12 protein-coding genes are annotated in these 13,541 nt (G+C 35.5%); 2 read left to right on the forward strand and 10 right to left on the reverse strand.

What is annotated here, in order from left to right; all coding sequences use genetic code 11:
• Window positions 1-325 precede the first annotated feature (325 nt).
• Both NCCP28_RS03370 and NCCP28_RS03375 read left to right on the forward strand, forming a co-directional pair.
• Window positions 326-943: a YqfQ family protein gene (locus NCCP28_RS03370; protein WP_248559974.1), complete on the forward strand. Its 618-nt coding sequence runs from the start codon at window positions 326-328 to the stop codon at window positions 941-943.
• 219 nt (window positions 944-1,162) lie between these two features.
• Window positions 1,163-2,101, forward strand: coding sequence for a 4-hydroxy-3-methylbut-2-enyl diphosphate reductase (locus NCCP28_RS03375; protein ID WP_248559975.1), 939 nt, complete (start codon window positions 1,163-1,165; stop codon window positions 2,099-2,101).
• A gap of 48 nt (window positions 2,102-2,149) precedes the next feature.
• Here NCCP28_RS03375 and NCCP28_RS03380 read toward each other — a convergent pair whose 3' ends face one another.
• The 10 genes from NCCP28_RS03380 to glyQ all read right to left on the reverse strand — a co-directional run bounded on the left by NCCP28_RS03380 (window position 2,150) and on the right by glyQ (window position 13,519).
• Window positions 2,150-3,265, reverse strand: coding sequence for a Nif3-like dinuclear metal center hexameric protein (locus NCCP28_RS03380; protein ID WP_248559976.1), 1,116 nt, complete (start codon window positions 3,263-3,265; stop codon window positions 2,150-2,152).
• Entirely contained in the window at window positions 3,252-3,971 is a 720-nt protein-coding gene (locus NCCP28_RS03385; protein ID WP_248559977.1) for a tRNA (adenine(22)-N(1))-methyltransferase, read from the reverse strand. Before NCCP28_RS03385 ends, NCCP28_RS03380 begins: the two co-directional genes overlap by 14 nt.
• A gap of 255 nt (window positions 3,972-4,226) precedes the next feature.
• Window positions 4,227-4,766: a hypothetical protein gene (locus tag NCCP28_RS03390; RefSeq protein ID WP_248559978.1), complete on the reverse strand. Its 540-nt coding sequence runs from the start codon at window positions 4,764-4,766 to the stop codon at window positions 4,227-4,229.
• A 173-nt stretch (window positions 4,767-4,939) separates the two neighbouring features.
• Complete coding sequence (gene rpoD, locus NCCP28_RS03395) at window positions 4,940-6,064, reverse strand: RNA polymerase sigma factor RpoD (protein WP_248559979.1); 1,125 nt, start codon at window positions 6,062-6,064, stop codon at window positions 4,940-4,942.
• Between the two features lie 42 nt (window positions 6,065-6,106).
• Window positions 6,107-7,921, reverse strand: a complete 1,815-nt coding sequence (gene dnaG, locus NCCP28_RS03400) for a DNA primase (RefSeq protein ID WP_248559980.1) — start codon at window positions 7,919-7,921, stop codon at window positions 6,107-6,109.
• A gap of 58 nt (window positions 7,922-7,979) precedes the next feature.
• Window positions 7,980-8,420 (reverse strand): YaiI/YqxD family protein, encoded by a 441-nt coding sequence (locus tag NCCP28_RS03405; protein WP_248559981.1) that lies wholly within the window; start codon window positions 8,418-8,420, stop codon window positions 7,980-7,982.
• Window positions 8,421-8,797: 377 nt separating this feature from the next.
• On the reverse strand, window positions 8,798-9,622 hold the full coding sequence (locus tag NCCP28_RS03410) for a pyruvate, water dikinase regulatory protein (protein WP_248559982.1): 825 nt from the start codon (window positions 9,620-9,622) through the stop codon (window positions 8,798-8,800).
• A 14-nt stretch (window positions 9,623-9,636) separates the two neighbouring features.
• Window positions 9,637-10,269, reverse strand: a complete 633-nt coding sequence (ccpN, locus tag NCCP28_RS03415) for a transcriptional regulator CcpN (protein ID WP_101179172.1) — start codon at window positions 10,267-10,269, stop codon at window positions 9,637-9,639.
• Window positions 10,270-10,570: 301 nt separating this feature from the next.
• On the reverse strand, window positions 10,571-12,637 hold the full coding sequence (gene glyS / locus NCCP28_RS03420) for a glycine--tRNA ligase subunit beta (RefSeq protein WP_248559983.1): 2,067 nt from the start codon (window positions 12,635-12,637) through the stop codon (window positions 10,571-10,573).
• Between the two features lie 3 nt (window positions 12,638-12,640).
• Window positions 12,641-13,519, reverse strand: coding sequence for a glycine--tRNA ligase subunit alpha (gene glyQ / locus NCCP28_RS03425; RefSeq protein WP_248559984.1), 879 nt, complete (start codon window positions 13,517-13,519; stop codon window positions 12,641-12,643).
• Window positions 13,520-13,541: the final 22 nt, after the last annotated feature.

The raw sequence follows: 13,541 nt of genomic DNA on the forward strand, positions 1-13,541 counted from the left end.
TTCCCTTATGAGAGGGTTAACTGGGGAAATTCGCCATTTTCATTAGAACTCCATACATTTGCTCACTTGTTCATCATGTTATTATAATAAAGTTTTGGCTAAAAGACCACTAATACTATGTATTAATTAGTTTTAACGAATTTTTTTTATTTTAGTATGCTTTCTTATCTTTTTATCCTCCATTTATAAAAAAGCTCCCCAGCTATTAAAGATTTTTCTAAACCCGCAAAAATCATCTATTTTGCACTCTTCCTCATAAAACCTAAACACAACAGATAGAAAGCGCATAGTCTATAAAAGAGAAATAGTGAAAGGAGGCAAGACTATGCCACCAAGACAACAGATGCCTTTTCAAAGAGGAATGGGAGGCAGAATGATGCCACAAGGACCAGCTAATTTCCGCGGCGGTCCAAGAAGTCCTGGCTTGGGGAAAATTGCTGGAAACGCTGGAGCCCGTAATGGAGGAAGTGGAGGCGGTATTTTGTCTAAACTTCTTGGAGGAGGAAATAAAGGCGCTGCAAATGCCGCTGGCGCTGCTAGTGCTGGGGCAAGAAGTGCTGGGGCTGGAGGAGGTCTCTTAAAAACAATAACAAATCCGGCCTCTATTAATGGCTTTTTAGCCAATTCCCAAAAATTTCTTAACACCGCTAGCCAGCTTGGTCCAATGATTAATCAATATGGGCCAATGGTTCGCAATATCCCAGCAATGTGGAAGCTCTATAGAGGGTTAAAAAACACCGGGACCGCTGATGAAAACAATACTGCAACTGAAACAACCATGCCAGCAAATGAAAAAACAATCGAAACCATGCCAATCAAACAGCATTCTAACAAAACGACTCCTTCATCCAAAGATGTGGAAATAGATGTTTCTGAGGAAGAACGGAAAATCCAGACACCAAAAAAAAATAATGGATCATCTATTCCTAAGCTATATGTGTAGGAAAAAATGTTAACTAATCTGATTTTTTAATAAACCTTATCAAAAATAGAATTGTATCTAAGATTCTATTTTTTTTTGGTGTTTTTCCTCAAAATGTTCTAATGCTTTGTTTTCTGTGCATATTTCTATATAATAGAATTGTTACAGAGAGAATTTTCGTTACTTATTAAAAGGAACGAATCGAAAATAGAGACTTGCCTATGCGGGAGGAATTCAAAAATGAAAGTAATTAAGATTGCCCCGAGGGGTTATTGCTATGGGGTAGTTGACGCGATGGTTATTGCCCGTAATGCGGCATTAGATAAATCATTGCCACGTCCGATCTATATTCTTGGCATGATTGTTCATAATAAACATGTTACCGATGCTTTTGAAGAAGATGGCATCATTACATTAGATGGACAAAATCGCAAAGAAATTCTAGAAAAAGTGGATACTGGCACAGTTATTTTTACAGCACATGGTGTATCGCCAGAAATACGAGAAATAGCTAAACAAAAAGGTTTGGTTACATTGGATGCAACTTGTCCTGATGTAACAAAAACACATGATTTAATACAAGAAAAAGAAAAAGAAGGCTATTTTATTATATATATAGGGAAAAAAGGGCATCCAGAACCAGAGGGAGCAGTTGGAGTTGCTCCACATGCTGTTTCTCTTGTGGAAACAATTAATGATGTGGAAAAGTTAACGATTACACGAGAAAAAATACTTGTTACCAACCAAACGACGATGAGCCAATGGGATGTTGCCGACTTGATGGAATCCATTAAATTAAAATTCCCCCATGCAGAATTTCATAAAGAAATCTGTTTAGCGACACAGGTAAGACAAGAAGCGGTTGCTAAACAAGCTGGAGAAGCTGATGTATTGATTGTAGTTGGAGATCCTAAAAGCAATAACTCCAATCGTTTGGCACAAGTTTCCGAAGAAATCTCCCATACTACAGCCTATCGAATTGCAGATATTTCTGAATTGCAGCTGGAATGGCTCGAAAATGCTAATGTTGTGGCAGTGACAGCAGGAGCCTCTACTCCTACTCCTATTACAAAAGAAGTGATAAACTTTCTTGATCAGTATGATCCAAATGATGAGAATACATGGGATCGGCAGAAAAAAGTTCCATTGCACAAAATACTGCCAAAAGTAAAAAGATAAAAAAGTCGGAAGCAAATTCCGACTTTTTTATCTTTTTTTCTATAGCTATTAAACAAATTGAAATGGATCTGTATGAATCTCCGATGGAAAAATACAAACATTATAGCCCTTTTCTAAGCACATTGCTGTTAACTTTTTGGAAACCCCTTTTTTCATTACTTTTTCCACATTATGGCCTGGATCAATAATATTTAAGCCAAGCGCTTTGGCATCATGTGCAACATGATAATACATATCTCCTGTAACATACACATCTGCCCCTTTAAATAAGGCTTGAGAGAAGTACTTATTGCCATCTCCCCCAAGTACAGCCACTTTTTTTACTTTGGCATTTAAGTCTCCTACCACTCTAACTGTATCCACTTCTAATACTTTTTTGACCTTCAAAACAAACTCTGAAAGCGTCATTTCCTCACACTTGCCGATTCTTCCTAACCCTAATTGCTCCCCGCTAGTTTGCAGGTCAAATAAATCATATGCCACTTCTTCATACGGATGAGCTTTTAGCATCGCTTTTATCGCCTTTTTTTCTAATGAAGCTGGAATAACAGTTTCTATTTTCGCTTCCTGAACAGTTTCTAATACATGGTGTGTTCCTATATACGGATTTGCATCGCTTCCTGGTTTAAACTGTCCTTGCCCATCTGTTGAAAACAAACAATGGGTATAGTTTCCAATTGATCCAGCACCTGCATCACCTAATGCACTTTTGACATCTGCTTCCGCTTCTTTTGGTACATAAACAATCAGTTTTTTCAATTTATCTTCATATGTAGGAATAAGAACCTCTGTATCGATTAGTCCTAGGGCATCACTTAATAAATCATTCACCCCACCTTTTGCTACATCTAAGTTTGTATGGGCAGCATACACAGATATATCATGCTTAATCAATTTCTCCATTAATCGACCAGTTGGATTATCATTTGTAACTTTTGTTAAAGGACGAAAAATGGGCGGGTGATGAGCAATGATTAGATCTACTTTATTTGCAATAGCCTCCTCTACTACTTCATCCAACACATCGAGTGCAATCATCACATTTTTTACCGGACGGCTTAAGTCGCCAACTTGCAATCCAATTTTATCTCCTTCCATTGCATAGGCTTTAGGAGAAAACTGTTCAAATAGAGAAATAATTTCATATCCATTAATTTGTTTCATCAAACAAAACCTCCTCCACTAAAGTGATTTTTTCTATGAGTTCTTTTTTCTTTTGGTTATTTTCTTCAGAATCAGGAGCTGCTTTTAGTTTTGCTAGTATCCTCTGCCAATTGTTAATTTCAGATGTCCATTTTTTCTGAAAGATACTATTTTTTTCTTGCATCAAAAAAGGGCCTAATAATAGGACTGCATCTTCATTTAATTTATCTTGCAGCCCCATTTTCCCTTGTTCGGCAACAAGCACTTCATAAATTTTTCCATCCTCTTCTATTATTTCTTCTCGCACTAATTTCCACTTATTTTCTAATAGCCATACGCGAATCGCATAGGCATGAATGTTTGGCTGAAGAATCAAACGTTTTACGGTGGAAAGCTTTTTTTTCCCCTGTTCAAGAATGCTAGCAATTAACGATCCTCCCATACCAGCAATCGTTATGCAATCCACTTCCCCTAATTCCACCACTTCTAAGCCATTTCCTTTGCGAACAGAAATCACAGAAGTTAGGCCCTCTTGTCTTACTTGCGTACATGCAGATTTATAAGGCCCTTCTACCACTTCTCCTGCAATTGCAAAGCTAGCTTTATTTTTTTTCAGCATATAACAAGGCAAATAGGCGTGATCAGAACCTATATCAGCAAACTTTGCACCTTCTGGAATATATTTTGCGACTGTTTCTAGCCGTTTTGATAATTTCTCCGTGTTCATTTTTACACCACATTTCTAAAAAATAAAAACTGTTTTTGTATCGATTGCTGCTTTTAAAAACACAGTCTGAAGACTTCCCTTTCCATGGACGAGTACCGTACCCTTCTCATCCGTATTCAGGCTGCTCCATCCTGCTTCGTCTTTTTTCTTTTGAGAAAGCAGCCAAAATAAATCATATTGAAGCTATTTTTTCCACAACTATTTCTTTTATTAGTATAAATATTGTTGCGCTTTGTTGCAAAATCATCATCGAAATTAAGATATTTTATAGAAAAAAAGACCAATTAATAAAATAAATCCAACACAGGATGATATGGTCAAATATAATAGCTTAAACTTTCTACCTGTAATAAACCATATTAAACAATGGAATATTAACATGCTATTAAGCATCATTAAATTTCCTGGAAACAGCTGTATCACCATATGTACACTTGCAAGCAAAAAAATTAGCACAGCAGCGGAAATTGCAATATCTGCTCCTAAGTGTCTATATTTTAAAAAATAAATGCTTCCAATGCAAAAAGTCAGAAAAATTAGTGAAATACTCATTTGCAAAATAAAAGACAATTCAGTAAAATAAAATAAAAATACTATTATTGGAATAAATGATAAACAGAGACTGCCTAAAAAAAGGGTTAAACTACTTTTGCTTATCGAGTCTGCTTCTTTTGCAGGATGATTTCCTTCTGTGTAGAGTGTTAATAAATAATCACAATAATGCTCAGGAAGCATACGATTTTCCTTCCAGTACACAATTTCTTTAACAATAATGGTTTTTCTATTTTCATTCATTAGTAAATCACTTCCTTTAAAAAAAGGTGGCATATAGGGATGAGCTAACTTTACGAACATTGTAAATCATTGATTTATTAACTCTTATTCAACAAAAAAAAGAAATAGCTACTTCCATTGTAAGAAGTCAACTATTTCTTTACAACTACTTTTCAAAGCTGTGTTCAAAAATCTTACTCTAAGAAATCTTTTAGACGTTTGCTTCTGCTCGGATGTCTTAATTTTCTTAGTGCTTTAGCTTCAATTTGACGAATCCGTTCACGGGTTACACCAAACACTTTACCTACTTCTTCTAGTGTACGTGTACGGCCGTCATCAAGACCAAAACGTAATCTTAATACATTTTCTTCGCGGTCCGTCAATGTATCAAGGACATCTTCTAGCTGCTCTTTTAATAATTCATATGCCGCATGTTCAGATGGTGATGTAGCATCTTGATCCTCAATGAAATCACCTAAATGGGAATCATCTTCTTCCCCAATTGGTGTTTCTAATGAAACTGGTTCTTGAGCAATTTTTAATATTTCTCTTACTTTATCTGGAGTTAAATCCATATCTTCGCCAATTTCTTCAGGAGTCGGTTCACGCCCTAAATCCTGCAGTAATTGACGCTGAACACGTATTAGTTTATTGATCGTTTCTACCATATGAACTGGTATGCGAATTGTTCTCGCCTGATCGGCAATCGCTCTTGTAATGGCCTGACGAATCCACCATGTAGCATACGTACTGAACTTAAAGCCTTTTTCATAGTCAAACTTTTCAACAGCTTTAATTAAGCCCATGTTTCCTTCTTGGATTAAATCTAAGAACATCATGCCCCGTCCAACATATCTTTTGGCAATACTTACAACAAGGCGCAAGTTTGCTTCGGCAAGGCGGCGTTTTGCTTCCTCATCGCCTTCTAGTATGCGTTTCGCCAATTTAATTTCTTCTTCAGCAGACAGCAGATCCACTCTGCCAATTTCTTTTAAATACATACGAACTGGATCATTTATTTTGACGCCAGGAGGTACACTCAGATCATTTAGATCAAATTCTTCTTCTCCTTTAGCAAGTTCTTGAACATTAGGAGCTTCATTCTCTCCATCGCCAATCAGCTCCACTCCCTGGTCCCCCAAAAACTCATAAAATTCATCCATTTGGTGGGAATCCAGCTCAAAACTGGATAATTTTTCTGCAATATCATCATACGCAAGTACACCAGTTTTTTTACCTACTTCTGTTAATTGTTCTTTTACCTGATCAAGGGTCATTTCCGTTTCAATTTCTTTTGAACGGGTCGACTTTTCAGCCATATGTCCCCCTCCTTCCAAAAAATCAAGACCATCATTTTTCATTTATTTTAATGATTTCTCCAACGAGAGCACTTCCATGCCAATCTTAGCTGCTTCCACATAATTTTGTTGTCTTTCAGCTTCTTTTTGCTTTAGTTTTTTCTCTTTAATTTCCACTAGTTTTTCATAGTTTAAAATTTGCTTCATATAGTCCATTAATTCTTGGTTGCTTAATTCTTCATTAATATCCATCATTTCAATATCAACTACCATCCGCTTAAGCTCATTATCCGTAATAAAGTTGATAAAAGAGCTGATATCTGAACTTTGGCCAGACTCGTAAAAAGCTAAAAGATACGTAAAAATTGCTTGATGTTCATCAATATTAAACATTTTTTCTTGTAAATATTCTTGCACTTTAAAAGCTGTATCTCCGCTTTTTAACATATGTGCAAGCAATCTTCTTTCTGCTGTTTGATATGCAGGCAATAAATTTTTCACTTGTTTTTTTACACTATATTGCTTTACTGGTGTACTAATGCTTTTATTTGAATTATTTATTTGTAAAGAATTCGTCAGTTGTTTTTCTTGCTGTTGCAATGCTTCTAAAGAAATTGAAAATTCGCTGGAAAGTTGCCTTATATATAAATCTTTTTCCACAACCTTTTCAAGCTTAGCAATTTCACCTAATACCTTTTCTATATATTCCAGCTTATCTCCTTCATTTTGAAGATTTTTTCCTCTGCGATAATACATTAACTTAAAACCCATATATGGAAGGGCATTATGGAGAATTTCATTTTGCAGTTTTTCTTCTCCATACTGGTTAACATAATCATCAGGATCCATTCCATCTGGCAATACAGTCACTTTCACTTGGCAGTTTGCTTTTGTTAATAGTTGGCCTGCACGAAAAGCCGCTTCAATACCAGCAGAATCAGAGTCATAACAAATAGTGACTGTCTGTGAATTTCTTTTTAGAATTGAAATATGTTCATCCGTAAGCGAAGTACCCATTGTTGCTACTCCATTTTCAATCCCAGATCTAGAGGCTGCAATCACATCGGCGAATCCTTCAAAAAGAACAGCTTGCTGCGATTTGCGAATGCTAGACCGTGCGGAAGAAAAATTGTAAAGTGTACTGCTTTTATTAAAGATTGGCGTTTCAGGACTATTAAGATATTTAGGATGGCTGTCTCCAAGTGCACGACCTGAAAAAGCGACCGTATTCCCGTTGCGATCCATAATGGGAAAAATAATGCGATCCCTAAAACGATCAAAATATTTATTTTCCTTATCGCTTTTGATAATTAGTCCAGCCTTTTCCATTAAAGTCCCATCATATTTTCTTTTTGCTAAAAATTTCACTGCAATATCCCATGATGACAAGGAATATCCTATTTGAAACTTCTCAATGATAGGAAGTGTAAAGCCTCTATTTAATAAATATTCCAAAGCATGTTGACCATCCTTTGTGTTTACAAGCAAATGATGATAGAATTTAGATAATAAATCATGCGCATCCATCATTTGCTGCAGTGAATCAGGAATGCTTTTTTTCTTTTCAACATCCGCTATGTCTATGCCAAGATCAACATGTGCTCTATTTGCTAATTTAGCAGCGACTTCTTGAAAAGAAAATCCTTCAAGATCCATAAGGAAGGAAAATACATTTCCACCTGCATTGCATCCAAAACAATGAAAAATTTGCTTTTCAGGTGAAACAGAAAAGGATGGGGTTTTTTCCCCATGAAATGGACATAATCCAAGAAAATTGCGCCCTTGTTTTGTTAATTGGACATGTTCGCCAATTACATCCACGATATCAATTGCTTGTTTTATTTCATTTATTTTTTCTTCAGGAATTCGCCCAACCATTTAAAGCATCTCCCTTTAAAAAATCCTACCTACATAAAGGATATTCGACACAGCTGTATTAAACTCCTTCAAATTTCGACAAAATCTTTATTAAATTTCTTTTAAAATTTTTTCGGTCTGCTTCTGTAAAAGATTTGGGACCTTTTCCATAAATGCCTCTTCTTCTTGCTTTGGCTGATAAGTAACGCATATCCAATGCAGTCGCTATATCTTTCTCCTCCATTAACTTACCCCTTGGAGAGAGAACATACACATCCTTTAACAGGAGCGTTGAGGCCAGTCCAATATCCTGTGTTATCACAATATCCTGTTTTTTTACAGAATTCATAATAAATAAATCCACTGCTTCTTTGCTGCTGTCGACATATTTCCATTTCATGTTTGTTTCTTCCCTTGTCATATGAGCATAGGAAGCAACAAATAATACTTCGACAGAATAGCATTTGGCAATTTCGACAATTTCTTCCTTCACTGGACAGGAATCAGCGTCAACATACATGATATGTTTCCCTAATGTACTAGTAATTCTACATCACTCCACATATTCCTTCTTACAATTTTATTTTTCGATGAAAGAAGTATTGTCGAATTTTTTTATGTCTTTTTCTTGACTTCTCACAATAAATAGTTTATTCCTTATAAGCCAACTCTAAACCTAAATTATAATACTTTTTTATCACAATTTTTTATTATAGTATATATAATCAGAAAACACCATGATTTTTTAGAAAAATTTAATAAAAATAAAAAATAATAACACTACTATTTCAACATGTAAAAGACCTTGTTATTTATCAAACAAAGTCTTTAGCATTTCATTCAAATTAAATATATGTTTCTTTTATAAAACTATATGTGCTAATTAAATGAAAATAATCAAGATTGGTGCTTCGTGCGATGATAAAGATTAAAAATAATATTCGCCGTTTCTTCTACAGCTTTATTTGTCACATCAATAACTGGACATCCAATTTGATTAACAATCTGATCAAAATATGTTATTTCTTCTTGGATCCGTTCAATTTTTGCATAACTGGCACTATCGCTTAACCCTAACGAAATTAAACGTTCTTTACGGATATTATTTAATTTTTGAGGACTAATTTTTAAGCCAAAACATTTATTTGCCGGCAACTGAAATAATTCTTTGGGCGGATCCACTTCTGGCACAATTGGTACATTTGCAACTTTGACCCGTTTATGCGCTAAAAATTGCGACAATGGTGTTTTTGAGGTTCTTGAAACCCCAATCAAAATAATATCTGCCTTCTCTAAACCTCTTGGATCTCGGCCATCATCATATTTAACAGCAAATTCAATCGCTTCCACTTTTTTAAAATAGTCCTCATCTAATTTTCTTACAAGTCCAGGTTCATATAAAGGAGTTTTCCCCCAATGCATCTGAAATTGATCGATAATTGGCCCGATAATATCGCAAGCATATACTCCCTCTTCTACAGCAAGCTCACTCATATACTTGCGCATTTCTGGTTTGACAAGGGTATAAGCAATCATGCCATGCTCAAGTTTTGCCTGAAGAACCACTTCATGAATGTTTGACTTGTCTTCAACAAAAGGAAAACGTTTAATGAGAACATTAACATTATGCCCTGAAAATTGACTGATTGCAGCTTTTGTAACAAGTTCAGCCGTTTCCCCTACAGAATCCGAAACCACATAAATTATTTGTCTTTCTTCCATCTAATGTTCCCCCTTTACGAAAGCATTTGTTCATTGTGCAAAGCAACTAATGCCTTGGTGATATTTGTTTTTGTTACTCTTCCCACTACAACAAGCCCCTTTTCTGAATCCTTTACAACTGGAAGGGCATCAATTTCTCGTTCGATCAACTTTTTGCCGACATTCACCAATAACTCGTCCAAATAGCAATATGCGACATTTGGCATCCTTGTCATAATAATGGTCACAGGCAGAGATGTCAGTTCCTGTTTTCCAATACTTGCACGAAGAAAATCTTTGCGGGAAACTACCCCCACTAATAAGGAGAGTTTGTCTACAACAAAAATTGTGCCAACATCTTCTGTAAACATTGTAACGATTGCATCATAAACAGAAGTATTTTCATTCACTACTACAGGCCGTGAATAATAATCGCTCACTAGTAATTTTTGAATATTCTCTGTTAAAAGCTGTTCAGATGTTTTTCCAGTATAGAAGTAGCCAACTCGAGGCCTTGCATCAAGAAAACCTGCCATTGTTAGTATTGCAAGATCTGGACGTAATGTTGCCCTTGTCAAATGCAGCTTCTCTGCAATTTGCTCTCCTGTTATCGGTCCATTTGCTTTGACGATTTCCACTATTTGTTCTTGTCTTTTATTCAGTTCTATTTTTATTCACCACCTTAAAAGGAATGAATATGCTATGTATGCAAATTGTACAATAAAAAGCACTTTCTCTTATAGTTTTTTGCATTATCATCTGCACACTTCAGCAAAGCTATTGACATGAAATTTCATTGCCTATTTTAATTAACTATATACTGGAGTGAAGTGTTTATCAAAGGAAAAAGAAAAAGAGGTTATCCAATTAGTGCTATCCACTTATTACTTATAGTAAACCTTGTAATTAAATATATGCTCGAAAACAAGATTTTAAGTGCATGCTTAGAATTGGATCTCCTCTTAAACTTTATTTCACAAGTATTTCATTAACATTTGCAAATTGTGTAATTAAATCAGCCAGTTTTTTCATTTGATTTAAACGATTTGCCTTTACATTTTCATCTTCAGCCATAACCATCGTATGATCAAAATAATTTGTAATGCCTGTTTTTAAAGCGAAAAGCAATTGGAACGCTTCTTCTTCATTTTGAATTGTTGCTAAACTCTCTTTAACAGATAGATATTTTTCATAAAGAGCTGATTCTTCTTCATTTTCAAATAAAGCTGTTTTTATTTCTCCTACAACTGCAGCTTTATTAGAAATGTTAATAACGCGGCTTAATGCTTCTATGCCTTCTTTAAAGCCTTCATCTTCTTTATGGTATTCCAGCACTTGAGCCTTTCTCACTAAGCTTGCAATGCTTGCCAGTTTGTTTCCTAATACAGCATCAATTAAGTCATAGCGTATTCCTTTTTCTTGCAGAATATGTTTAATTCGAAGTGTAAAGAAAGAGATAATATTTTGGTATAATTCTTCTTTTGCTACTTTAAAGGAATTTGTATTGTTATCAATCGTATTATTAATTAATTCTCCAAGTGATAAATCCCAATTTTTATCCAATAATGTTTGGATAATTCCAGTTGCTTGTCTTCTTAAAGCATAAGGGTCTTGTGAACCAGATGGAATTAATCCGATACCGAAAAAAGAAACAATCGTATCCAATTTTTCAGCAAGAGCCAATACTGCTCCTACATTGCTTGGTGCTGTGCCATCTTCTGCAGAACGAGGCATATAGTGTTCATTGATTGCTTTGGCAACTGCTTCTTTTTCTCCTTTTTGAACGGCATACTTCTCGCCCATCAAACCTTGCAGCTCAGGGAATTCATACACCATATTTGTTACAAGGTCAAATTTAGCAATTTGCGCAGCACGATCTGCATCTTGTTTTTCTGCTTCACTTAAATGCAAGCTATCCGCTATTTTATTTGCTAAGGAACGAACTCTTGCTACTTTTTCCGCTAATGTCCCTATCTCTTCATGATATACAATGGATTGCAGTTTCCCTAAAAGTGAATCAATCGTTGTTTTCTGATCTTCATTGTAAAAGAACGCTGCATCTGCTAAGCGAGCACGCAATACTTTTTCATTTCCTTTTGCTACCTTCTCTATATGATTGCTGTCCCCATTTCTTACTGTTACAAAAAAAGGAAGCAATTCTCCATGTTTAGATTTCACCGGGAAATAGCGCTGATGCTCTTTCATACTTGTAATCAGAACTTCATTAGGCAATTCTAAATAAGATTCTTCAAACTTGCCAAATAATGCAGTTGGATACTCGACTAAATTTACTACTTCCTCAAGCAACTCTTCATCCATTGGAATTTCCCAATTGTTGTCTTCTTCTATTTTATTGATTTGTGAAACAATCATGGCTTTCCGTTCCACTGGATTTGCCACAACGTATTGATTCAATAATGTTTGCACATAATCGCTTGGACGTTCAATAGTCATTTCTGCTCCAAGAAATCGATGTCCTAAAGATGTATTGCTTGTCGTTACATTTGTGATAGTAAAAGGAATCACTTCTTCCCCAAACAATGCCAGCATCCATTTAATTGGACGTACATATCGCAAATCATTATTTGCCCAACGCATATTTTTTGGGAAAGTTAAACTTAAAATGATTTCCTTTAACTCTGACAATAAGACTTTTGTCTCCTGTCCTTTTATAAATTTTTTCACATGAGCATATTCCACACCATTTATTTCTTTAAAGAAAATATCCTCAACTGTCATTTGCTGTCCTCTTGTAAAACCAACAGCCGCTTTGGACCATTCTCCATTTTCCGCAAGGGCAATTTTTTTTGCCGGACCTTTTGCTTCTTCTTCTACATCTTTTTGCGCTTCGTCTAAGCCGCTGACAAGAACAGCCAATCTTCTAGGGGTAGAAAAAGCTTCTACTGATTTATACGCTAGTTGTTTTTCATTCAGCCATGCTTGTACTTTTTCTTTTAATGCATTCATGCTGCTGGTTACAAATCGTGCAGGCATTTCCTCTAAACCAATCTCTACTAACAAATCTCTTTTGCTCATTAATTAAACCTCCTTATCCTTTAAAATCGGGAATCCTAATTTCTCCCGTTCTTCATAGAATGTTTTTGCTACTTTACGAGCTAAATTGCGGCATCTTCCAATATATCCCGTTCTTTCCGTAACAGAAATAGCTCCTCTAGCATCAAGAAGATTAAATACATGAGAACATTTTAATACATAATCATAAGCTGGATGAACTAAGCCTTCCTCCATTTGTCTGTGGGCTTCCTTTTCATACACATTAAATAAATGGAAAAGCATATCAACATCTGATGTTTCAAATGTGTATTTGCTGTGCTCATATTCAGGCTGATAAAAAATATCTTTTACTGTAAAACCATCTGTCCATTCTAATTCAAATACATTTTCCTTATCTTGTATATAAGAAGCAAGTCTTTCAATTCCATATGTAATTTCAACAGAAACTGGTTTACATTCCAATCCGCCAACTTGCTGGAAATAGGTGAACTGTGTAATCTCCATGCCATCTAACCAAACTTCCCAACCAAGCCCAGCGCAGCCCAAAGAAGGATTTTCCCAATTGTCTTCTACAAAACGAATATCATGCTCTAGTGGATTAATTCCCAATGCTTTTAATGAATCTAAATAAAGTTCCTGAATATTATCAGGGGATGGCTTCATAATTACTTGAAACTGATGATGCTGATAAAGTCTATTTGGATTATCCCCATATCTTCCATCTGCCGGCCTTCTAGATGGTTCTACATAGGCAACATTCCAAGGCTCTGGACCTATTGCACGTAAAAAAGTATAAGGGCTCATCGTTCCAGCACCCTTTTCCACATCATATGCTTGCATTAATATACAACCATAATCAGACCAATGTTTTTGCAATGTCAATATCATGTTTTGAATATTCATTGCGTTTTGCACCTCCAAAATT

The sequence above is a fragment of the Niallia sp. NCCP-28 genome (assembly GCF_023168165.1).
GTDB lineage: Bacteria > Bacillota > Bacilli > Bacillales > Cytobacillaceae > Niallia.